17 protein-coding genes are annotated in these 21,991 nt (G+C 74.3%); 8 read left to right on the forward strand and 9 right to left on the reverse strand.

The window, feature by feature from the left end; genetic code table 11:
* Positions 1-69 precede the first annotated feature (69 nt).
* The 6 genes from ABT093_RS23030 to ABT093_RS23055 form a co-directional block, all read right to left on the reverse strand.
* Positions 70-1,425, reverse strand: a complete 1,356-nt coding sequence (locus ABT093_RS23030) for a vWA domain-containing protein (RefSeq protein WP_350567238.1) — start codon at positions 1,423-1,425, stop codon at positions 70-72.
* Between the two features lie 151 nt (positions 1,426-1,576).
* Positions 1,577-2,923 (reverse strand): PP2C family protein-serine/threonine phosphatase, encoded by a 1,347-nt coding sequence (locus tag ABT093_RS23035; RefSeq protein WP_350567241.1) that lies wholly within the window; start codon positions 2,921-2,923, stop codon positions 1,577-1,579.
* A gap of 3 nt (positions 2,924-2,926) precedes the next feature.
* Entirely contained in the window at positions 2,927-5,551 is a 2,625-nt protein-coding gene (locus ABT093_RS23040; RefSeq protein WP_350567244.1) for a serine/threonine-protein kinase, read from the reverse strand.
* Positions 5,551-6,966 carry a hypothetical protein gene (locus ABT093_RS23045; protein ID WP_350567247.1) on the reverse strand — a complete coding sequence of 472 codons (1,416 nt, stop codon included), beginning with the start codon at positions 6,964-6,966 and terminating at the stop codon, positions 5,551-5,553. Before ABT093_RS23045 ends, ABT093_RS23040 begins: the two co-directional genes overlap by 1 nt.
* 115 nt (positions 6,967-7,081) lie before the next feature.
* Entirely contained in the window at positions 7,082-8,086 is a 1,005-nt protein-coding gene (locus ABT093_RS23050; RefSeq protein WP_350567250.1) for a glutamate ABC transporter substrate-binding protein, read from the reverse strand.
* A gap of 16 nt (positions 8,087-8,102) precedes the next feature.
* Positions 8,103-9,482, reverse strand: coding sequence for a GlnX family signal transduction membrane protein (locus tag ABT093_RS23055; protein WP_350567252.1), 1,380 nt, complete (start codon positions 9,480-9,482; stop codon positions 8,103-8,105).
* Positions 9,483-9,811: 329 nt separating this feature from the next.
* Between ABT093_RS23055 and ABT093_RS23060 the strand changes: the two genes are divergently transcribed.
* The 3 genes from ABT093_RS23060 (at position 9,812) to ABT093_RS23070 (ending at position 12,367) form a co-directional block, all read left to right on the forward strand.
* Complete coding sequence (locus ABT093_RS23060; protein ID WP_350567254.1) at positions 9,812-10,387, forward strand: nucleosidase; 576 nt, start codon at positions 9,812-9,814, stop codon at positions 10,385-10,387.
* Between the two features lie 42 nt (positions 10,388-10,429).
* Positions 10,430-10,783 (forward strand): mycothiol transferase, encoded by a 354-nt coding sequence (locus tag ABT093_RS23065; protein ID WP_350567255.1) that lies wholly within the window; start codon positions 10,430-10,432, stop codon positions 10,781-10,783.
* A gap of 150 nt (positions 10,784-10,933) precedes the next feature.
* The gene (locus ABT093_RS23070) at positions 10,934-12,367 is read left to right on the forward strand and encodes a trypsin-like serine peptidase (protein WP_350567257.1); all 1,434 of its coding nucleotides are present in this window, start codon (positions 10,934-10,936) and stop codon (positions 12,365-12,367) included.
* 75 nt (positions 12,368-12,442) lie between these two features.
* On the opposite strand, the gene ABT093_RS23075 is transcribed toward ABT093_RS23070, so the two are convergent.
* Positions 12,443-13,384 carry a sigma-70 family RNA polymerase sigma factor gene (locus ABT093_RS23075; RefSeq protein WP_350567259.1) on the reverse strand — a complete coding sequence of 314 codons (942 nt, stop codon included), beginning with the start codon at positions 13,382-13,384 and terminating at the stop codon, positions 12,443-12,445.
* Positions 13,385-13,486: 102 nt separating this feature from the next.
* Here ABT093_RS23075 and ABT093_RS23080 point away from each other — a divergent pair, with 102 nt between their 5' ends.
* Positions 13,487-14,320: an SDR family oxidoreductase gene (locus tag ABT093_RS23080; protein WP_350567262.1), complete on the forward strand. Its 834-nt coding sequence runs from the start codon at positions 13,487-13,489 to the stop codon at positions 14,318-14,320.
* On the opposite strand, the gene ABT093_RS23085 is transcribed toward ABT093_RS23080, so the two are convergent.
* A complete protein-coding gene (locus ABT093_RS23085; protein ID WP_350567264.1) occupies positions 14,307-14,930 on the reverse strand; it encodes a cysteine hydrolase family protein in 624 nt (207 codons plus the stop codon). The genes ABT093_RS23080 and ABT093_RS23085 overlap by 14 nt on opposite strands.
* A gap of 71 nt (positions 14,931-15,001) precedes the next feature.
* Here ABT093_RS23085 and ABT093_RS23090 point away from each other — a divergent pair, with 71 nt between their 5' ends.
* The 3 genes from ABT093_RS23090 to ABT093_RS23100 all read left to right on the forward strand — a co-directional run bounded on the left by ABT093_RS23090 (position 15,002) and on the right by ABT093_RS23100 (position 19,715).
* Complete coding sequence (locus tag ABT093_RS23090) at positions 15,002-15,964, forward strand: GlxA family transcriptional regulator (RefSeq protein WP_350567266.1); 963 nt, start codon at positions 15,002-15,004, stop codon at positions 15,962-15,964.
* A gap of 86 nt (positions 15,965-16,050) precedes the next feature.
* A complete protein-coding gene (locus ABT093_RS23095; protein WP_350567269.1) occupies positions 16,051-19,077 on the forward strand; it encodes an HD domain-containing protein in 3,027 nt (1,008 codons plus the stop codon).
* Positions 19,078-19,148: 71 nt separating this feature from the next.
* The gene (locus tag ABT093_RS23100) at positions 19,149-19,715 is read left to right on the forward strand and encodes an SLATT domain-containing protein (RefSeq protein ID WP_350567271.1); all 567 of its coding nucleotides are present in this window, start codon (positions 19,149-19,151) and stop codon (positions 19,713-19,715) included.
* Here the strand turns inward: ABT093_RS23100 and ABT093_RS23105 are convergent.
* A complete protein-coding gene (locus tag ABT093_RS23105; RefSeq protein WP_350567274.1) occupies positions 19,712-20,641 on the reverse strand; it encodes a GntR family transcriptional regulator in 930 nt (309 codons plus the stop codon). The genes ABT093_RS23100 and ABT093_RS23105 overlap by 4 nt on opposite strands.
* Positions 20,642-20,840: 199 nt before the next feature.
* On the opposite strand from ABT093_RS23105, the gene ABT093_RS23110 reads away from it, so the two are divergent.
* The gene (locus tag ABT093_RS23110) at positions 20,841-21,959 is read left to right on the forward strand and encodes an FAD-dependent monooxygenase (protein WP_350567277.1); all 1,119 of its coding nucleotides are present in this window, start codon (positions 20,841-20,843) and stop codon (positions 21,957-21,959) included.
* The last annotated feature ends 32 nt before the right edge of the window (positions 21,960-21,991 follow it).

Raw genomic sequence — 21,991 nt, forward strand, 5'->3', positions numbered from 1 at the left:
TCCCCCCTCAATTCCAGCCCGGCCGGGGCTGAGCCCGGCCGGTTCGCGGCCCGGTCGGCGCTTCGGCGGTCACTTCTTCACACGGACGGTCTTGGTCGACCGGGTCTCGACGATCATCGAGTCGGCCTCGCTCACGTTCTTACGGAACCGAACGGTACCCTCCTTCGGGTCCACCACGTCCACCACCTTCTGCAGCAGCCGGAAGGTGCCCTCGTTGCCGGTCGCGTGCGCGATCCGCACGGCGGCCCCGAGCCTGGCGGTGGCCCGGTGGACGTCCCCGGCGCGGTGCGCCTCCATGCCCTCCCGGACGGCCGCGGCGAGCTCCGCCTGGCCGGTGTAGTGGGCGACCTGCGGGCTGATCCGGGTGGAGGAGGCGAGGTCGTCCGTCCAGACCGCCTTGACCAGGCCCTGCGACAGCACCTCGGGCGTCCCCCCGGCGACCGAGGGCGGCAGGACCAGGCTGATCCGGGCGGCCAGCATCTCGTTGCCGACGGCCGCGGCCGGGACCTCCACGCAGACGTGGTAGTCGCGGCTCTCGTCGCCCCACGAGCCGGTCGGGTAGTCGCCGGCCCGCGGCCCGGCCTCGGAGCGGCGGGCGGTGAGGTCCTCCAGCGCGGGGGCGACCTGCTTGACGAACCGGACCACCGCGTTGGCGGGCGTCCAGATCCGCAGCGCGACGTCGGCGACCTGCTTGCCCATCGCGCCGGCCATCATCGCGCGGAAGTCCTCGGCCAGGCCGGACGGCTCGGGGACGATGTCGACGGTGCCGAGCAGCGCGGAGGAGATCCGGCGCAGCTCCTCCACCTTCCAGTCGGTGCCCACGCCCCGGCAGTCGGCGGTGAAGTGGCCGGTGACCCGGCCGATCGCGCGCTCCAGCTCGGCGGCCGTCTCGTGCTCGTTGTTGCCGTCGGTCAGCAGGATGGCGTGCCGGATCGGGATGTCGGGGCGGGTGAGGAAGAGCTGGTCGGCCTTGGTGAGCCAGCTGCCCATGGCGGTGCCGCCGGCCGCGGTGAGCCGGCGCAGCGACTCCTTGGCCCGGGCGCGGGTCTGCTCCGAGGCGACGGCGAGGGTGCCGTCGCCGGGGAAGACCTCGCGGGCCTCGTGGGTGCCGGCGACCACGGCGAAGGCGACGCCGTCGCGCACGGTGTCGATGGCGGCGGCGGTGGCCTCGCGGGCGCCGCGCAGCTTGCTCGACGGGTAGTCCATCGATCCCGAGCAGTCCACCAGGATCACCACGGCGGCGGACTGCCCGTCGCGGCCCGTCGCGGCGTCGGTGACGCCGAGCGGCCGGCCGCCGGAGGTGCCGCCGCCCGTCGCGGTCACGGTGACGATGGCGTTCACCTCGCGGGCGCCGTCCGCGAGGTACTCGTTCTGGAAGATCTCCACGTCGAACCTGGGCAGGTTCGGCTTCGCCAGTGTTGCCATGGGCCGGTGGCTCCCGTCGGGTGGTCGGTTGGTGCGGGGGCAGCTGTGCTCGGTGGTCGGACGGCCGCCCGGGGGCGGGCGCGGGGCGTGCGGGACGGAGCGGGGCGGGGCCCGCGCCCGGGACGGCGCGGGCCCTGACGGGGCGGACGGGTCAGCGGGCCGGGGGCACCGTCGGGCGGGGCGGGACGGCCGGCGGGGCGGCGGGCGTCGGCGGGACCGGAGGCGTGGGCGGCAGCGGGGGCGCCGGGGGCAGCGGGGCGGCGGCTGAGCCGATCACCGGGATGTCCGGCAGGGTCGGCTCGTACTCCTCCTCCTCGGCCCCGGCGGACGCGTCCGCGGTGACCACCGGCAGGTCGAGCGCGGTGGCGGTCCGGGCGTCCTCCTCGGGTTCCGCCGCCGGGGGCGGGTCGATCGGCAGCACGGCGACGGTGATGTTGTCGTGGCCGCCGGCCGCGACCGCGAACTTCACCAGGGCCTGCGCGGCGGCCAGCGGTTCGGCGCGGGCGTCCGGCCGGACGTAGTAGGCGAGGTCGGTGGCGGCCTCCGCGTAGTTCCACAGCCCGTCGGTGCAGATCAGCAGCACCCCGGGGACGTGCGGGGTGAAGTCCAGGGTGTGCGGCACGACCTCCTCGGCGTCCGCACCGAGCCAGCCGGTGATGGCGTGGGCGCGCGGGTCCGCGTACGCCTCGGCCTCGCCCATCAGCCCGGCCTCGACCATCCGGGCGGCCCAGGAGTCGTCCTGGGTGAGCCGGAACGGCTCGGCGGCGACCCGGTCGTCCGGGATCCAGTAGGCGCGGGTGTCGCCGACCCAGCCGATGGTGATCCGGCCGCCCGCCGCGATGGCGCTGACGTAGGTGCAGGCGGGCGCGTTGACGTCGGGCCGGCTCGGCCGGGTGCCGTCGGTGGCGAGCGCGGCCACCGCGTCGGCCGCGTCGGCGATCGCCCGGCGCATCGCCGCGGTCGGGTCGGTGCCCGCCTCCAGCGAGCTGAGCAGCGACTCGGAGGCGGAGTCGACGGCGGTCTCGGAGGCCTCGTCGGGCCGGTCGGAGGAGGAGACGCCGTCGCAGACCACGGCCACCACGACCGGCTCGCCGCCGGGCAGCGAGGTGGCGGCGACGGTGAAGGAGTCCTCGTTGCGGTGGTGGCGCAGGCCGCGGTCGCTGACCCCGGCGACCCCGGCCAGCGCCTTCTCCATGTGGTCGCGCGGGCGCGGCTGGGCGCCGCCGCAGGCCTCGCAGTAGCCGTCGGGGGTCACCTGGTGGAGCCCGCAGTGCGCGCACGCGGCCGCGCTCGGCGTGCCCTGGGCGGGGACGGTGGGCCGGTTCGGCAGGGTCGGCGGATGGTCCTCGCCGCCGGCCGCCGCCCGGGCGGCGGACCAGCCGGCCGGCATGGCGCCGGGGCCCGGGCGGCCGTCCCGGCTCGCCCCGCAGGAGCCGCAGTAGACGTCCTCCGGGTCCATCGGCTCGGCACAGCTGTGGCACACGGTCTGCTGCGGCATCTCTTACACCCACGTCCTGGGACGGGCCCGGTTGGCCCGTTCCACCATCTCGATCCTGGTCTCGGCCCGGTCGGCCAACCGGGCGAGTACCCGGTAGGACTGCTCCAGGGCGAACCGCAGTTCCCTTTCCACCGCGGGCCGTCCCAGCACGCTGACCTCGCCGCCCGTCCGGCCGGGGCCGGTTCCGCCGGGCGACCCCGCGGTCACCCAGCCGAGCGCCGCGCCGAGCACCTCGACGGCGAGTTCCTCGCGGCGGCGGTCGTCCAGGCGCAGCGCGGTCAGCTGCTCGGAGCTCGCGCCGAGGTCGGCGCCGAGCGGGTCGGTGGCGGGCCGCTCGCGCAGCCGGGCCCGGACGGCGGCGATCCGGGCGGCGGTGTACTGGCTGGAGGTGGCCGGGACGGTCTCCAGGACGGCGACCGCGCCGGCCCGGTCGTTCCCGGCGAGCCGGACCCGGGCCAGCCCGAAGGCGGCGCTCAGGTAGCTCTGGTCGGTGCTCCACACCAGACGGTAGAACTCGGCCGCGTCGCCGCCGTCGCCGAGGAGTTCGGCGCAGACGCCGAGGGCCAGCTTGGGGGCGGCCTCGCCGGGGAAGGCGTCGTAGACGGCGTCGAAGGCCTCGGCGGCGGCGCGCAGCGCCTGCTCGCGCGGGCCCGGAGCCCCGCCCTGCGGATCGGCGGACGCGGCGTCGGGGCCGGTGGCGGCCGGGTCGCCGGCGGTCTCCTGGTCGCCGGCGGCGACCAGCGAGGCCAGGCCCCGGTACCAGACCACCCGCCAGTCCTCCGGGTGGTCCTGTTCCAGCGCCGCGAGCGCCTCGGCGGCCTGCCGTCCGCGGCCGAGTTCGAGCAGTGCGCGCAGCGCCCGCAGCCGGCGCTCGACCGAGTCGGTGGGGGCTCCGTCCAGCGCGGCCAGCGCCTCCTGCGGGTCGGTGGCCAGCAGGGTGGCGAGGAAGCCGGCGTTCGGGTCGCCCGGGTCGACCCGGGGGACGGGCAGCGCGAGCGCGGCGGCGGCCGGGTCGACGGCGGTCAGCCGCAGTTCGCCGGGCCGCACCGTGGGCGCCACCAACGCGGTGTCGACGACGCGTAGTTCGGGCCCGAAGAGGGTGGAGGGCGCGGGCCGGGCCCGGCCGTCCTGGAGGGCCAGCACCTCGCGCAGCACGCCGGTGAGCTGGTCGGCCATCTCCTCGGCGGAGGCGAACCGGCGGGCCGGGTCGGGGTCGGTGGCGCGCACCAGCAGCCGGTAGTAGGACTCGTAGGCGGCGAAGGCCGGGACGGACTCCGGGCCGGGCAGGGTGTCCCGGTAGGTGGTGGAGTAGCCCTGGAAGTCGAAGCTGAGGACGGCGAGGGTGCGGGCCACCGTGTAGAGGTCGGAGGCGGGGGAGGGGCCGTCGGTGGCGATCTCCGGCGCCTGGTAGCCGATGGTGCCGTAGATCGGGCCGTCGTCGTCGAAGCGGCGGACGGCGCCCATGTCGATGATCTTGAGGGTGTCGCCGCTCTGGATCACGTTGTCGATCTTGAAGTCGCAGTAGATCAGGCCGCGCTGGTGCAGGTAGCCCAGCGCGGGCAGCGCCTCCAGCGCGTAGGCGATCGCCTGCTCGACCGGCAGCGGGTCGCGCCGGCCGTCGGGGGTGCGGCGCCCGTTGGCGATGTCCTTGAGCGACTTGCCGCCGACGTACTCCATCACGATGTAGCCGTCGGTGGCGCCGGTCCGCAGGTCCGGGTGCTCGGCGAAGTTGATGATGCGCACGATGCTCGGGTGGTCCACCTCGGCCAGGAACCGGCGCTCGGCGACGGCCACCGCCAGCGCGTCCTCGTCCCCGGTGTCCAGCAGGCCCTTGAGCACCACCCACTTGTCGTTGACCCGCCGGTCCACCGCCAGGTAGATCCAGCCGAGCCCGCCGTGCGCCAGGCAGCCCACCACCTCGTACTGCCCGCCGACCAGGTCGCCGCGGCGCAGCTTGGGGGTGAACGAGTACGGGGTGCCGCACTTGGTGCAGAAGCCGTCCGGGCGGCCGGGCGTGCCGCCCCGGCCCCGGCCCACCGGGGCGTCGCACTTGGAGCAGTAGCGCTTGCGCTCCGGCACCTCCGGGTCGGCCAGCACCGCCTGCGCCGGGTCGGCGGTCGGGACGGTGGGCACCGTCACCAGGCCGGCGCCGAGCCGGTGCCGGTTGGCGGTGGCGCTGCCGCGGCTGCTGCGCACCGAGACCGAGCGGCCGCTGCCGGTGCGGGTCGAGCGGTGCGAGCGGGAGCGGCCGGACAGCGAGCGCGAGGAGGCGCTGCGCGGCGAGCCGGTGTCCGGGTCGAAGACGATCTCCACGGTGGAGGTGTGCGCCGCGGAACCGGACGTCGCCGTGCCGGACCTCGCGGAGCCGGACCTCGCGGAGCGCGGGGCCGGCACCTCGGGCGGGGTGAGCCCGCACACGTCGCAGTAGCCGTCGGCGTCGATCGTCCCGGCGCAGTCGCGCGGGCAGGGATCGCCCGCCGCGGCCGGGGCCGCCGCCGCGGGCACCGGCCCGGTGGCGGTCCGCACCGAGGAGGTGCCCTGCGGCGCGAGCCCGCACTCGTCGCAGTAGCCGTCCGCGTCGATCGTCCCGCCGCCGCCGCACTCCGGCCGCACGCACGTCTCGCCCATCACCCTCGGCCCCCCTGGTCCAGTCCCTCGGCAGCCCGTCCGTCGGCCGGCTCCCCGCCGGCCCACGCCCCGCCCTGTTCCGTTCCGTCCTGCGCCGGCCCGGTGCCGTCGGCCCCGGGCCCGCCCGGCGCCGGGCGCAGCGCCTGCTGGAACCGGGCCACCGCGCCGGCCGCCGCCCGCAGGTCGCACGGCGCGCTCCACAGCAGCCAGCGCGCCTTCTCGTAGCGCTCCACCACTTCCGGGTCCTCGGCCACCCGCAGCCGGGCCGCCATCGCCTTGTACGCGTCCAGGCGCCCGCGCAGCTCGGCCCGGACGGCCAGCGGCTGGGTGACCTCGGTCAGCGACTGCCGGGCCCGGGCCAGCTCCTTGGCCGCCGCCTCCTCCAGCGCGTCCAGCAGCGGCGCCAGCCGGTACCACTGCCCGCTCTGCCGCAGCTCCAGCGCCACCACGATCCGTTCGCGCAGCGCCGAGGCCGGGCCGGGGACGGCCGGCACCTCGGTGGCGGCGATCTTCGCCAGTACCTCGCCGCGCGCCCGGCGGGCCTCGGCCAGCGTGGCGTCGGCCCGCTGCAGCAGGTCCCCGACGCCCTGCAGGCGCTCCTCGGCGTCGTCGCGCAGCCGCAGCAGGTTCTCCAGCTCCAGCCGGACGCCGTCCAGCGCCCGCCCGGCCAGGTCGAAGCGCTCGGTGTCCACCACCCCGGACGGCGTGGCCGACGCCCCGCCGTCCGGCACCGTGCCGCGCTGCGCGGGGACGCGGGCCGGGCGCCACAGTGCCAGCGGGTCGCCGCGCACCTCGGTCCGCAGCCCGCCCAGGTCGGCGTCCAGAGCGTCCAGGTCGTCGCCGAGCGGATGGGTGCCGGCGCGCACGCCGAGCGAGGCCGCCAGGGTCTGCACCCGGCGCAGTTCGGCGATCAGCAGGTCGATCCGGGCGGGCAGCGCCGACCAGACCGCGTCGGCCGCCGAGACCACCTCCAGGACGGTGGCGTACCAGGCGTTCATCCGGTCCATCAGCCCGTCCAGGCTGACCCGCTCGACCAGCCGGGCGGGCGCGCCCAGGCGCTGCGGGCCGTCCGGCGCGCCGCCGGGCACGGTGACCGCGTCACCGGTCAGCAGCTCGCTGAGCTCGGCGAGTTCGGGGCCGCCCGGCCTGGCCCTGCGGGCCCGTACCGCGCGGGCCGAGGCGAGCGCCTCGGAGTAGCGGTCGAACAGCGCCCAGAGCAGCGGCAGGCCCTGCCCGACGACGGACCATCGCTCCTGGGTCCGCCCGGTCAGGTCGGCGCCGTCGAGCAGGCGCAGGCCCGGGTGGTCCTGGAGCGAGAGCAGCGCCGACTCGACCGCGTCGCGTTCCGCGCCGAGGCGCGCCAGCGCGCGGTCCACCTCCTCCCGGCTCAGCACCGGGCCGGCCGAAGCGGCCATCGCCCTCTCCCCTCCTCCACCTGCTCCGTTCCGTGTCCCCGGGGACCGTTCCCGGCCCCGGGGCCCGCCGCACCGACCCTAACGCCTGCCCCGGCCGCCCCCGCCCGTGCGGCCGTCACCGCGCCGTCGGCCAGTGCCGGTCGGCGTCGTCCAGCAGGTACGGCTTGAGCCAGGTGTCGTACGCGCCGCGCCAGGCGCCCTTGGCGTAGTAGTCGTTGATCACCTGGTTCACCCGGGCCGTCAGGTCGGTGCTGTCCTTGAGCATCGCGACGCCCATCACGCCCGGCCGCACCTCGCCGTCCAGCACCTTGACGGTCTGGTCCTGCGCCGCCTGGCCGGCCGCCAGGCCGTCGTCGGTCATCGTCGCGTCGACCTTGCCCAGCTGCATCAGCACCAGGCAGTCCAGGTTGTTCTCCACCGGCACGAGCTGCTTGAGCGGACGGGTCTTCAGCTCCTCCAGGGCGGAGGAGCCGGTCGCCGCGCAGGCGGTGGTGCCGTTCAGCGCCTCGTCGAGGCTCTTCGCCGGTGAGGTCCTGGGCACCAGGACCCGCTGGCTCGTGGTGAAGTACGGCCGGGAGAAGGCGATCTCCTGCAGCCGCTCGCAGGTGATCGACATGGTGCGCACGATGATGTCGACCCGGCCCTCCTTGATGAACTTGATCCGGTCGGCGGTCGGCACCGCCTTGAACACCACCTTCTCCGGGTCGCCCATGATTGCGGTGCCGATCGCCCGCGCGAGGTCGATGTCGAAGCCCTCCAGCCGACCGGAGTTGGGGTTGCGCGCGCCCCACCGGTAGCTGTTCAGGTCGATGCCGACGACCAGGCTGCGGCGGGCCTTGATGGCCTTCACCGCCGGCCCGTCCTCGGTGCTCGGCGGGACGCTCCGGTAGAGGTCGCAGCCGTCCGCCCGACCGGACTGCGCGTCCTGGTCCTGCTGGTCCTGCTGCGCCGCCACCGGTACCCGCGGCAGCGGCTCCGGCGCGCCGGCCGCGCCGCCCTGCCGCGGTCCTCCCGCGCCGAGCGCCAGCGCGCCGGTGGCCAGCAGCGCCAGCGCCGCCGCCGTCCGGGCCGCCCGCAGCGCCGTGCCGCGGCCCCGTCCCCGCTCCGTGGTCGTGCCCATCCCGTTCGTCCCCCTTCTACCGGTACTCGGCCAGTCGCCGGCCGAGGCCGCCCAGGGCCGCGGCGGCGGCCGCCAGGCCCAGGGCCGCGACCCCCGCGGCGGCGGTGCGCAGGTCCCCGTCGACGCCCAGCGCCTCGTCCCGGAACCGGCCCTCCTCCAGCAGGGCGGCGTGCGCCAGCTGCCGGTCGGCGGCGCTGAACGCGGCGTCGGCCGTCCGCGGCGCGTTCGCCTCCTCGGCCGTCACGGTGGCGTCCAGCGCGGCCTGGTAGTCGCCCTGGTTCTCCAGCGCGGTGGCCGCGGTGTGCCGTTCGTTCCACTGCTGGTAGTCGCGCAGCGCCTGGTCGACGGTGGCCCGGGCGTCCGCCGGGGCCAGGGCCTGGGCCTGGGCCAGGGTGCCGGCCGGCCCGCCGCGCTGCGGGTCGGTGGCGTACAGGTGGTCGGTGGTCGTCGACCACAGCTTGGCGTAGGCGGTGCTGGAGCCGCGCGAGACGTAGTGCAGGTTCTCCGCCAGCCGGGCGGTCAGCACGTCCACCCGGGCGGCGTTGAGCGCCCGCAGCGGCGCGGCCCCGTCGCGCTCGCCGCGCTGGAGCGCCGAGCCGGCGCCGGTCGCGCTCACGGTCAGCCAGAGCACCGCCGCCAGGACGGCCGCGGTGGCGGCCAGCAGCCCGATGTTGAACACCCGGTTGGTGCGGCGGAACAGCGTCAGCTGCACCCAGGCCAGCGCCAGCAGCGCCACCACCCCCAGCGCGTACCCGGCCCACGGGGTGGACCGGGCGTCCGCCAGGTCGTCGGCCAGCACCTCGTCCTGGGCGGCCGACAGCCGGGCGGCGGTCGGCAGCAGGACGGTGCGCATCTGCTCGGAGGCGTACCGCTGGTAGGCGCCGCCGAGCGGGTAGCCCTGCCGGTTGTTGGCCCGGGCGGTCTCCACCAGCCCGGCGTACACCGGCACCTGCTGGTTGAGCGAGGAGATCAGCTCGTGCAGGGACGAGGAGGAGTCGGTGCGGCCCGCCGCCTCCGAGATCAGCTGGGAGGCGTACCGCAGGTCCTCCTCGTAGCGCGCCCGGACCGTCCGCGGCTCGGCGCCCGCCAGCAGGAAGCCGGTCGCGGCGGTGGCGTCCGCGTCGGCCAGCGAACGGCTGATGTCGGCGGCGGCCTGGCTGAGCGGCTGGCTGGAGCGGACCACCCGCTCGGCCGCCGCTGCGCGGGCGTTCAGCTGGACGGCCGTCAGCGCGCCGAACGCGAGGGTCAGCACCGCGAGCAGCGCCCCGGCCAGCCGCAGCCGCCCCGGCGCCGTCCGCGTGGCCCGCCCCAGCCGGGCGACCGGGCCGCGCCGCGGCTCCACCGCCCCCGTGCCGCGGGATCGCGGCGCGGGCGGGCCCGGCCTCTCGATACGCACCGGTGTCGCCACCAGCCTCCCCCTCCCCAAGGGCCCGCCCCCCGTCTCCGGGGCCCGGCCGTTGCCAGCAGTATGGCCGTCACTTCCGGCGGCCACACCCGAGTTGCGCGGATCTTGAGCTGTGCGTCCCGACGCCGCACCCGGCGGGCGGTCCCCCGGTCCGGGCCGTCGCGGGGCGCGGGCCGGGCGGCGAACGGGTCGACGCGGACCGCACCCTACGCGGTTCCCCGGGCGCCACGGAGGGCGGGAGTCCGTTTTCCCGCCCGGGTGCCCCGGCACGGGCGGTTCGTGCGCCGGTGCGACGGCCGGCCGCTCCGTACGATGGCGGCATGCGTCTTCTGGGAACGATCTCCGCCGACCGACCGCTGCTCGTCGTCGCCGTCCGGGAGGAGGCCGCCCACCTCGGCGACCACCTGCCGGTGCTGCTCACCGGCATCGGCAAGGTCAACGCCGCCGCCGCGCTGGCCACCGTCCTCGCCGGGGGCCCGCACCCCTCCGAGGTCGTCAACCTCGGGACCGCCGGCGCCCTGCGCCCCGGCTGGGAGGGTACCCACACGGTGACCCAGGTGATCCAGCACGACCTCGACACCCCGACCCTCCAGGCCCTGACCGGCCGCGTCTACGGCGCCCCGCTGGTCGTCGGCAAGGGCGACGGCCCGGTGCTGGCCACCGGCGACCTCTTCGTCTCCGACCCGGCCGCCCGCGACCGCCTCGCCGAGCACGCCGACCTCGTCGACATGGAGGGCTACGCGGTCGCCACCGTCGCCCACCGGGCCGGCCTGCCGGTGCGGCTGGTCAAGCACGTCAGCGACGAGGCGGGCGACGGCGCCGGCCACACCTGGCGGGAGACCGTCGACGACTGCGCCCGCCACCTCGCCGACTGGCTGCACGCACAGGGCTGGTGACGGGGCGTCAGACCGCCCGGCGGGGCTGATGAGGGCGGCGGTGTGGCCGATGACGCCACCGCCGCGAGCGGGCCCCTCACCGCCGTCGAGCTCAACTGGTTCCTCTGGGCCTACCGGGGGGACGGCGCCGGGCCGTGGGGCGACGACGCGCCCTCACCGGGCGAGGAGACGGTGGCGGAGTCGGGCGCCGCGTACCGGGCGGCGACCGCCCGCGCCGACGAGGTGATCGCCTCGGCGGCCGGCCGGCTCGACCGCCCCGGCGTGCGCTCGCTGCGTCCCAACGCCGAAGCGCCGTCGATGCGTTGGCTGCTGGTGCACCTGATCGAGGAGACCGGCCGGCACGCCGGCCACGCCGACATCCTCCGGGAGCAGCTGGACGGTTCGGTCGGCCGCTGACGGGAGGCGGGTTTGACGGCCCGCCGACGATCGGTGGAATACTCCCCCGCGCAGTACCCGGTGCCGCTCCGGCGGCACCGGGTGTTTTTCATACAGGGGGAACAGAAGTTCATGTCATCGTCTGACAGAAATGTTGGCCGCCGTCGCACCGTGCGCACCGCCAGGACGGCCCTCGGGGCCTCGGCGCTCGCGCTGACCCTGCTCGGCACCGCGGCCTGCGGGCCCGACAACAGCTCGGCCGACTCCGCGGTGACCGCGGCGGCGGGCGCCGCCGCCGGGTCGAACCTCGGATTGCCGGCCAACCTCGACGATCTGAAGAAGTGGAAGTTCGAGGACTGGGAGAAGTGGGCGAAGGACTACGCCCTCCCGGCCGCCGCCAAGGGTTTCTGGACGCTGGACAAGCTGCTCAAGGCCAAGCCCAGGGAGCCGATCGCGCCGCCCGCGCCGCCCACGGCCGCGCCCGGGCAGCCCACCCAGCCGCCGGCGCAGCCCGGCGGGCCGACCCAGCCCGGTGCGCCGTCCGCGCCGACGACCGCCCCGACCGGCAAGCCGCCGACGGGCCAGCCGACCCAGCCGGGCCACCCGACGCCGCCGCCCGCGGCGCCGAAGCCGTCCGGCACGCAGCAGCCGGCCTCGCAGGCCCCGGCCCAGCCGCCCGCCCAGCCCGCGCAGCCGTCGCAGGCCCCGGCCCAGCCGCCCGCCCAGCCCGCGCAGCCGTCCCAGCCGTCGCAGGCCCCGGCCCAGCCCGCGCAGCCCGCCGACAGCGGCAACGACCCGCTGCCCAGGACCGTCAACGCCCAGCCCCTCCCGCACCCGTACACCAAGCCCGGTGTGCACGGGAAGCTGTTCGCCGACGAGCCGGGCAGCGGTGCCGACGCCGCCGCGGGCCTGAACCACTACCAGTGCTCCGCCACCGTCGTCGCCGACCCGGCCCACCCCGGTAGGAGCAACCTGGTGTGGACCGCCGGCCACTGCGTCCACCAGGGCAAGGGCGGAAAGTACTACAGCAACATCTCCTTCATCCCGGCCTTCAACAGCACCGGCGCGCTGAGCGGCGGCAAGCGGGCCGAGGAGGCCCAGTACGCGCCGTTCGGCGTCTGGAGCGCCACCCAGGCGGTCACCTCCCCGCAGTGGAAGGCCGAGGGCGGCGACGGCGGCTCCCCGGCCACCCACTACGACTTCGCGGTCATCCGGGTGCAGCCCGCCGACGGCGCCAAGTCGCTGGAGGAGACGGTCGGCGGCGCGCTGCCGGTCTGGTTCAACGCCCCGCGCGACCAGCTGAGCGTCACCGAGTACGGCTACCCGGCCGCCCCGCCGTTCGACGGCATGGAGCTGAACCGCTGCGAGAGCGGCAGGCCGACCCGGCTGTCGTACGACCCCGCCCGCCCGCCGATGCTCACCATCGGCTGCACCATGACCGGCGGTTCCAGCGGCGGCGGCTGGCTGGCGGTGAAGGACGGCAAGCCGGCGCTGGTCAGCAACGTCTCGGTCGGCAAGCACACCGGTGACCCGAAGTTCCAGGCCGGACCGTACCTGGACGACGTCGCGGCCGGCGCGTACGACTTCATCTCCAGGAAGGGCTGACCGCCCTCCGGCGCCGCCGCCCCCGCGCACCCCTCGTGGTGCGCGGCGGCGGCGGCGCCCCGGCCCCTTCCCGGCTCAGTCCGCGAACGCGGCCAGGTCGAGCGCGGCCAGCCGGTCCGGGTCGCTGAGCACGTCGATCGCCACGATCACGCCGTCCACCACGGTGAACGCCATGACGGAGACCGCCCGGCCGTTGGCGCCGATCACCACCACGCCCGCCGCGCCGTTGACCAGCGCCGGGCGCGCGTACGGCGACAGGCCGCGGAACATGACCGCCTGCCCCGCGACCGTCCGGGCGCCCAGGAGCACCACCGGCCTCCGCTCCCGGCCGGCGGTGCCGTCCGCCCGCAGCACCACCTCCGGGTCGAGGACGGCGAGCAGCGCGTCGAGGTCCCCGGTGCGGGTGGCGGCGAAGAAGGCGTCGACGGCCACCCGCTGCCGGTGGAGGTCCCGGTCCGGCGCGGGCGCCCGGCCCTGCACCTTGCGGCGGGCCCGGCTGGCCAGCTGGCGGGTGGTGGCCGTCGTCTTCTCGATCAGCGGGGCGATCTCCTCGAACGGCACGGCGAACAGGTCGTGCAGCACGAAGGAGACCCGCTCGGCGGGGGAGAGCGACTCCAGGACCACCATCAGCGCCAGGCCGACCGAATCGGCGAGCAGCACCTCCTGCTCCGGGTCCGGCGCGTCCGCCCGCCCGATCAGCGGGTCCGGTATCCGCGGGGGAGGCTCGGCGCCGCCCGCCCCGGACAGCGCCTCGGTGCGCGCCTCGAACGACTCCTCGGCGCGCTGCGCCCGCGAGCGCAGCCGGGTGAGGCAGAGCCGCCCGATCACCGTGGTCAGCCAGCCGCCGAGGTTCTCCACCCCGGAGGTGTCCGTGCGGTCGTAGCGCAGCCAGGTGTCCTGGACGGCGTCCTCCGCCTCGGCGAGCGAGCCGAGCATCCGGTAGGCGACGGCCCGCAGGTGCGGCCGGTGCGCCTCGAAAAGCCGTGCGGATCCGGCGGCCAGATCTTTCTCGTCCACCCGTGTCACATTCCTTCGTCGCCGACAGTCAAAGCTCCGGAAGCACGCAACCTAGCGGCTCCACCGGAGGCCCGGCGTCCGGCCGGCGAAGGAGAGACGATCATGACGAACCCGACCAGCCCCGCGAACCCGACCGGTGCCCCCGTCCTGGTGACCGGCGGCACCGGCACCCTCGGCCGGCACGTGGTGCCGCTGCTGCGCGCGACGGGCCGGGAGGTCCGGGTGCTCACCCGCAACGCCCGCCCGGCCGCCGACGGCGTCACGTACCTGCCCGGCGACCTGATGACCGGCGAGGGCGTGGACGCGGCCGTGGCCGGCGCCGAGGTGGTGCTGCACCTGGCCGGCGACGCCAAGCACGACGAGGCCACCACCCGCACCCTGGTCGCCGCCGCCCGCCGGGCCGGGGTGCGGCACCTCGTCTACATCTCGGTGGTCGCCGCCGACCTGGTGCCGCTCGGCTACTTCCGGGCCAAGCACGCCGCCGAGCGGGCCGTCGCCGAATCGGGCGTCCCGTTCACCACGCTGCGCGCCGCCCAGTTCCACGACCTGACGCTCAGGACGGCCGCCGCGATGGCCAAGCTGCCCGTCGTCCCGGCGGTCAACGGCATCCGCTGGGAGCCGGTGGACGCCCGGGACGTCGCCGAGCGCCTGGTCGAGCTGGCCCTGGACGCGCCCGCCGGGCCGGTCACGGACCTCGCCGGCCCCGCCGTGCGCTCGCTCGGCGACCTGACCCGCGACTACCTGGCGGCGGCCGGCAAGCGCCGCCCGATGCTGCCGCTGCGCGCCCCCGGCAAGGTCGGCCGCTGCTACCGCGAGGGCGTCAACCTGGCCGGGCCCGGGGCCGACCGGGGCGCCCGCACCTGGGAGGCGTTCCTCGCCGAGACCTTCCCGGCGGGCGCGCGGGCGGGCGCCACCGGCCGGGTCAGGACCAGCTGACGGTGGCCGGCTCGCCGGTCTTCGCCGCCGTCACCACGGCCTCGGTGGTGACCACCTTGGCGAAGCGCATCGCGTGCAGCACCGTCCGCGTGGCGCGGGCGAGTTCGGCGGCGGGGACGGTCACGCCGTCCGGGCCGGTCTGGTCGAAGGCGTGCATGGCGTCGACCGGGAAGACCGTGTCGTAGCCGAGGTTGCCCGCCATCCGGGCCGTGGTCTCGTTGCACACGTTGGTGATGATCCCGGTGATGACGACCTGCCGGGCGCCCCGCTCCTGGAGCCAGGCGTGCAGGTCGGGGGTGCCGTAGAACGCGCTGTTCACCGTCTTGGTGATGTGCAGGTCGGGCGTGACCGCCGCCACGAAGTCCTTCAGCTCGTAGCCCGGCGTGCCCTTCGCGAGCGGCCCGGCCGCCGAGGCGTGCTGGACGGTCACCACCGGGCGTCCGGTGGCCTGCCACACGTCGATCAGCTCGCCGATCCGCTGCTCGGCCCCGGGGTTGTCGCGCTCGCCCCAGAACGCGGTGTCCTCGAAGCCCTTCTGGACGTCGATGACGACCAGGACGGCGTCGGAGTCGATGGTGAGCGGGGCGTCGAAGGCGCTGGTGTTCGTCATGCGTCCATCCTGCGGCGGGACCGGACGGCCGCGTGAGCGGCAGTGGAGCCACCCATCGATACGATCCTGCCATGCGGGTGGTGGGGTGTGTGATCTTCGACGGTGTCCGGCCTTTCGACTACGCGGTGATCGGCGAGGTCTGGGCCAACCGGGCCGGCCGCCCCGGCGTGCCGGCGTTCGACCTGCGGATCTGCGGGCCGGAGGGCGCCCGGGTGCGCTTCGACGGGGGGCTGGAGCGCGTCCCGGACTTCGGGCTGGACGCGCTCGCCGACTGCGACCTGGTCGTCGTGCCCGGCATGCAACGGCCCGAGGAGCCGTCCGACCCCGCCGTCGTCGCCGCCCTGCGCGCCGCTCACGCGCGGGGCGTCACCCTCGCCTCGCTCTGCGCGGGCGCCTTCCTGCTCGCCGAGGCCGGCCTCCTCGACGGCCGCCCCGCCACCACCCACTGGGCCTTCACCGACCGGCTCGCCCAGCGCTTCCCGGCGGTCGACGTCCACCCGGAGGTGCTGTTCACCGGCGAGGGCGGGCTGTGGACCTCGGCCGGGGTGGCGGCCGGCATCGACCTCTGCCTGCACCTGGTCCGCGCCGCCCACGGCGAACGGGCGGCGGCGGCGATCGCCCGTGCCATGGTCACGGCGCCGTTCCGTTCGGGCGGCCAGGCCCAGTTCATCCCCTCCCCGGTCCCGCGGCCGACGGCGGCCGACGACCCGCTCGCCCGGGTGCGCACCGAGGTCCTGCTCGCCCTCGACACCGCCTGGACGGTGCGCCGGATGGCCGCCCTGGCCGTGATGTCCGAACGCACCTTCGCCCGCCGCTTCGCCGCCGCCACCGGCACCACCCCGCTGCGCTGGCTGCTCGACCAGCGCATCCTCACCGCCCAGCGTCTCCTGGAGGACACCGACCTCCCCGTCGACGTGGTCGCCACCCGCTGCGGCTTCTCCTCCGCCGTCTCCCTGCGCCCGCCCTTCACGGCCCGCCTGGGGGTGCCGCCGAGGGAGTACCGGCGGACGTTCCGGGGGCGGGACGGCGGCTGACCGGCGGTAACTGTTGATCAGTCAAACTCCCTCATGCCGCGACGACTTGGCGCTACCATGCAGCGATCGAAGTCCTGGGAGTCGGATTGAACGCCTTTCCTTCAGAAGCCGAACGGCGCGCGAGCGAGGCCTGCGAACTGCCGGCCTTCGGCGGCCTCAGCCTGGCGCAGACCAGGAGGGACCTGGGGGAACTCCTCGGGAAGATCGGCGGCTTCGGTTTCTTCGACGAGTACACCAAGCACGACATCACGCACATCGACGCGATGCTCGGCAAGCTGGACTGGCTGGTCACCCCGAAGACTCGGGAGGCGATGACCCCGGCGGACTGGCTGCTCGCCGTGCTCGCGGTCTACTTCCACGACCTGGGCATGCTGGTCACCAAGAGCGAGTACGAGCGGCGGGAGGAGTCGGACTTCCCGCAGTTCCGTCAGGAGGCCCTCACGGCCTCGGACTCCGACGGCCGGGACTACCTGGCCCGGCTGGACGTGCTGAGCCCGGAGGAGCGGGAGAAGTTCCTCTACCAGGAGTTCGTCCGCCACCACCACGCCGCCCGGGTGCGGAAGTGGATCACGGGGGACTGCTCGCCGAACCTGGGGGCGACGGAGACGGTCGTCACGGAGATCCAGGACCTCCTCCGGCAGGTCGAGCCGGTCTTCCGGGCGGACCTCGCCAAGGTGTGCGAGAGCCACCACCTGGACGACCTCTACGACGTGAAGAAGTACCCGATCGAGCGCTACTACGGCTCGTCGCAGCGCGAGCGGGCCAACGTCCAGTTCGCGGCGATCCTGCTCCGCTCGGCCGACCTCCTGCACATCACGCGGGACCGGACCCCGTCGGTGGCCTTCCGGGTCTTCAACCCGATGGACCCGATCAGCCAGAACGAGTGGGCCAAGCAGGGCGCGGTCCGGGCCGTCGTCGCGATGAAGGGGTTGGACAAGGACGGCGCGCCCTGCGAGGACGCGCCGCAGGACACCGTCGCCGTCCACGCGAGGTTCACCGTCGAGAACGGGTTCTTCGGCCTCACGTCCTACCTGAAGTACGCGGAGGAGCAGCTGCGGCTGAGCCACACCTGGGCGCAGCGCTCCAACGCGAAGGAGGGCTCGAAGTACTTCTTCCCCTGGCGCGCCGTCGACACGAGCAACGTGGAGGCGGAGGGCTTCCTCACCGAGCCCTTCCAGTTCACCATCGACCACCAGAAGGTCCTGGACCTCCTCACCGGCCACACGCTCTACAACGACACCAACGTGGTGCTGCGGGAACTCCTCCAGAACTCGATCGACGCCGTGCGGCTCCAGCACGGCGCCCGCTCGCCGGAGCTGGGGAGGGTCGAGGTCCACTGGGACAGCGCCGGGCGGACGCTGGAGATCCGCGACAACGGCACGGGCATGACCCAGAGCGTTATCGAGAACAACCTCCTGCGGGCCGGCTCCAGCCGCTACCAGGACCCGGAGTTCCGCAAGCAGAACCCCGACTTCAACCCCATCAGCCGCTTCGGCATCGGTGTGCTCTCGACCTTCATGGTGGCCGACCAGGTGGAGATCATCACCTGCCACCCCGAGGAGGAGAAGGCCCGGCAGCTGTCCCTGCGCTCGGTCCACGGCCAGTACCTGGTGCGCACGCTGGACAAGAACCAGGACGTCCCCGAGCAGATCCGCCCGCACGGCACCATCGTGCGGCTGACCCTCCGGCCGAGCGCCGAGCTCAAGAGCGTGACCGATACCGCTCGATACTTCGTGGTCCTGCCTGCGTGCAAGGTCACGATCCAGGAGAACGACGGAGCCGAGCAGGAAGTCGGGTATTCGTCCGTCGGAGAGGCGCTGCGCGGCTCGATCGCGCGGTCGAACCCTGCCAGTGCTCGGGACATTGAACAGGGAAAGCTCAGGATCGTCGAGCGCAGTATCGAGAACATGTCCATCGCGTATGCCCTTCAGTGGAACGAGCATTTCCGGGAGTGGATGTTCCAAAGGGCTGCGGAAAGCTCTGCGGCGGGCGTCTGTGTTGCTGGAATTCGAGTGGAGTCCGAGACGCCAGGATTCCGAGGCGTAGGCCCTTTCGTCGCGCTGGCCAACACCTTCGGAGACGGTTCTCCGCGTACCAATGTCGCACGGTCGGCGCTGGAGCCCACCCCGGAGCGGGACGGATTCATTCGGGCCTGCTATGTGGCCTATTGTGACCATGTTTCCGAGGAGATCGAACTGCTTCAGTCGGAGCGTGGCCATTCGATCACCTGGGCGACGCAGGAAGCGGCTTTCATCGCCGGTCCGCTGATGCGTCGCGGGCAGGCGGTTTCGCTCTCGATGCTTCGGGAGGAGCTTCGGCGTGTTCCACTGTTCCTCATTGAGGAGGGTGGCGCGAGAAGAAGTGTCTCGATGGATGATCTGCGCGCACTGCCGGAGATCGAGACCCTGGAGAGCGCGGTGACCGACAATGTGGAGTCCCTTCTCCGGGAGCTGCCCGGAGTGACGTCGGAGTCGGTCTTCAGGTTGAGCGGTGTGCAGCCGAAAGAGGGAATCACGTTTCTTTGCACACGCCTAGGAAAATTTGCGGAGATCGACGAGATGTTCCTGGAGGACTGGGAGGTCGGTCGGGCGCACGGTGATATCGAGAATAGAATGTGCAGTGTCAGGTGGGTGAGAAGAGGGGAAGAGCCCCGTTGGGTGGACACGCGCCTTGTGCGAAATCTCCTGGAAGTCTTCGACAGGGGGAGCGAAGGGTACAGCAACCCCTCGGAGGTCGTTTTGATTCCGTCGCAAAGTGTAGTGGAAGACGGATTTTCCAGGAGCATGAGGGGATTCATTGTAGGCAACAAGAAATACCTCTTGTGCGGTCATCCCTGGCAGGAGATGGTGGATGACATCCTGGCCGCGCAGACGGAGGATTCGAATGATCGGCTTTCGCTGCTCTGCTGGCTGATCTCCCATCGGATCCACAGTGCTGAAGCTCGACCCGGTCCGCGGAGGCCCATGTCTGTCGCCGAGCTGGAAGAATACGTGCGGCGGGAGGGTCTTGCTCGATTGGTTGACTGGAAGAAGTTCGCTGCGATCTCTCGGTCCGAGGAGAGTGCGGTGGAGTTCTTCGACATCAGAAAATGGCAACGACACGGGGGGCGGTAGTGGCAACTGCGGGGGACGGGGACGTCGCGCGGGTCGATCCGCGGGTCACGGTGGCGGGGGATCTGCGGGCCGTGCGGTTGCCCGATCTGTCGGGGGCGGCGGATCTGCGGGTCGGGCTGCGGGAGTTGTACCTGTGGGTGGAGGCGTACGCGGTCGAGTCGATCAACTGGTACACCAAGGAGAAGGTGGCCAAGGCGCGCTGGTCGAAGTTCCTGCGGCTGGCGGCCGTGGTCAGCATCGCCGGCGGGACGGTGACGCCGGTGGTGGCGGTCGGGATGGGGTGGGCGGGGGAGTCGATCTGGGGGTACGGGCTGATCGGGCTCGGCGCCTGCTTCGTGGCGATGGACCGGGTGTGCGGGTACTCGTCCGCGTGGATGCGGTACGTGTCGACGGCGATGTCGCTGAACCGGCAGCTGGTGCGGTTCCAGGCGTTCTGGCCGAGGATCGAGGCGCGGTTCGCGGCGAATCCCACCGATGAGGAGTTCGCCGTCGCGGCCCAGGAACTGTCGCGGTTCGTGGACGAGTTCGCGCTCCTGGTGGAGAACGAGACGATGATGTGGGTGGCCGAGTTCCAGAGCCACCTCGTGCAACTGGAGTCCGGGTCGGTGCCGGCGCTGCCCTCCCAGCCTTCGCGCTAACGGGTCCCGCCGGCCTCGATGCGGGGGGTGAGGCCGTCGAGGAGGGTGGTGAGGCCGAGGTCGAAGAGGGCGTCGAGGTCGAGGTCGTAGCCGTCGCCGAGGTCGGCCATCAGGCGGGTGAAGACGGGGAGGCGGGTGGCGGCGGCCGGGGCGTCGAGGGCTGCGAGGCGGGTGTCGGTCCACTGGTCGCCGGTGAGGCCGGTGGTGGCCTGGGCCTGGGTCTCGCGTTCGAGGTTGACGGCGATGCCCTCGATGTAGCTGTAGAGCAGCACGTGGATGTCGAGCGCGGCCGTGGGGGAGAGGCCGTGGCCGTCGAGGGCGGCGAGTGCCCACTCGGCGTGGGTGAGCAGGTTGGGGAGTATCAACGGGCGGGTGACGGGGCTGAGGTGGGCGAGCCAGGGGTGGCGGCGGAACAGCGTCCACAGGGTGCGGGCGCCGAGCTCCAGGCGGGGGCGCCAGCCGGCGGGCGGGTCGGCGGGGTAGGCGGCCTCGCCGAAGGCGGCGTCGGCGACGAGCAGGACGAGTTCGTCCTTGCTGGTGACGTACCGGTACGCGGACATCGCGGAGACGCCGAGCCGGGCGGCGACGGCGCGCATCGAGAGGGCGGCGAGCCCTTCGGCGTCGGCGATCTCCAGGGCCGCGCGGATCAGCCGGTCGCGGCTGAACTCGGCCGGCGGGGGCGCGGGCCGGGGCTCCGGGGCCGGAGCCGCGGCGACCACGGTGCCGACCCGGGGGCGGGCCTCCACCAGGCCCTCCAGGCGCAGCACGGTGAGCGCCTTGGTGGCGGTGGCGAGGGCGACGCCCCAGTCCTGGGCGAGCCGCCGGTTCGAGGGGACGCGCTCACCGGGGGCGAGTTCGCCGTCGGCGATCCGGCGCCGGAGGTCGGCGGCGATGCGCCGGAAGGGCGGTTCCGTCTCGGGGGCCATGTGCGGTCCTTCGCGCCGTCGCGGTGGCTGTACTAGCGCAGACGCTACCAGGGACGATCACCGCGCAGGGCCTGCTGTACTAGCTCAGAAACGGCTCTGACCTGCGGTTTCATGGCTTGCGCGGAGCTGTATGTACGTCGTACATTCAGCTCGCTCGCGGCGTACGGACACGCCGTGCGAACACCCAGGGGGAGCCCTCGTGCAGAACGTCCTCGTCTCCGGCGGCGGCATCGCCGGCACCGTCCTCGCCCACTGGCTGGCCCGCCGCGGCTTCGCCCCGACCGTCGTCGAACTGGCCCCCGCCCCGCGCTCCGGCGGCCAGGCGATCGACATCCGCGGCACCGCCCTCGACGTGATCGCCCGGATGGGCCTCACCGAGCAGGTCCACGCCGTCCGCACCCGGATGCGCGGCATGTCCGTCCTCGGCGCCGACGGCGCCGAGGTGCACCGCTCGACCGAGACGACCTTCAGCAGCGGCCGGCTCGACGGCGAGGACGTCGAACTGCTGCGCAGCGACCTCATCGGGATCCTGCACCGGCACGCCCCGGACGGCGTCGAGTTCGTCCACGGCGACAGCGTCACCGCGCTGCGCGAGGACGAGCGCGGCGTGCACGCCTCCTTCGCGCACGGGCGGCCGCGCACCTTCGACGTGGTGGTCGGCGCCGACGGCCTCCACTCGCGCGTCCGCCGGCTGGTCTTCGGCCCCGAGGAGGACTTCCTGCGCCCGCTCGGCACCCACCTGGCGATCTTCGGCGCCGACAACTTCCTCGGTCTGGAGGACTGGCAGGTCTGGCAGCGCGACGGCGACGCCGGCTACGGCGTCTACCCGGTGCGCGGCAACCGCGAGTTGCGGGTCTGCTTCGGCTGGGCGCACGACGCGCCCGCCGAGCGCGACCAGGAGGCGGCGCGCAGGCTGGTCGCCGAACGGATGGGCGCGCTGCGCTGGGAGACGCCCCGCCTGCTGGAGGCGCTGCACCGCTCGACCGACTTCTACGCCGACGTGATGGCCCAGGTCCACCTCGACACCTGGTCCGCCGGCCGCACCGTCCTGCTCGGCGACGCCGGCTACTGCGCCTCCCCGCTCTCCGGCCAGGGCACCAGCCTCGCCCTGGTCGGCGCCTACGTCCTCGCCGACGAACTCGCCCGGGCCCGCGCCGCCGGCGACGAGGAGCCCGGCGCCGCCTTCGCGCGCTACGAGCACCGGCTGCGCCCGTTCGTCACCCTCAACCAGGCCCTCGCCACCGAGAACCCGGGCGGCCCGGCGGCCGAGGAGTCCGTGGAGCGGGCGAAGAACGCGATCGCCCTGGACGCCGCGTAGGCCCCCGCGCCGGGGGCGGGGCGGGGTGCGCG

The sequence above is a fragment of the Kitasatospora sp. NPDC002551 genome (assembly GCF_040296005.1).
In the GTDB taxonomy this organism is placed as follows: domain Bacteria; phylum Actinomycetota; class Actinomycetes; order Streptomycetales; family Streptomycetaceae; genus Kitasatospora.